Raw genomic sequence first — 561 nt, 5'->3', positions numbered from 1 at the left:
TTTGGGTCATCGTCAAATCGTATTGGTGATGCTCGTAAGCACAGTCACATTTTGTGGCTGTGCTTTTTACTATTTCTGGATTAGTGAAATGCGGTTAAAGAAATTATTGAGATTACGGAAGCCATAACAGTTACGTTTTAATGTCTTAATTTTACGATTGATACCTTCTAAGGGCCCATTAGAAATACTATAGCGACAGGCATTCAAGATGGCCTGACGATTTTTTCTGAAGGTGTTCATTACAGTATCCATACTGGTTCGATTACGTTGATAATGGTCAATTAAGGCAGCTAATTGGGTAACATTTCGCTGTTTAATTGCAGTTAAAATTGTTTGATAAGTCGCATAAACAGCAGCGAAGCGTGGAAAGGCCGATAGGATTAAGTCGATGGCGTTCTGCTGCGTCATATATTCGTTAACACCACGTAAATAGATGGATTTAACGTCGTTGATTGTATCCTGATTTTGATGGAATAAGCGCCAATGAGATTTTAATATTCGATAGAGACGTGAACGGTGATCAGAGATCGTCTGAAAAGCTTGAATACGAGCTTGATCAAG

At 38.5% G+C, this 561-nt stretch carries 1 protein-coding gene; it reads right to left on the bottom strand.

Features of this window, described 5'->3' with window-relative positions:
• Positions 1–69 precede the first annotated feature (69 nt).
• Positions 70–561 (bottom strand): transposase (locus HC026_RS12400; protein ID WP_168926208.1); only part of this gene is annotated, 492 nt, incomplete at its 5' end.

Origin of the sequence: Secundilactobacillus angelensis, from assembly GCF_012641075.1 — a bacterium.
Classification (GTDB): Bacteria; Bacillota; Bacilli; order Lactobacillales; family Lactobacillaceae; genus Secundilactobacillus; species Secundilactobacillus angelensis.
This window is presented reverse-complemented; position numbering and strand designations above follow the sequence as displayed.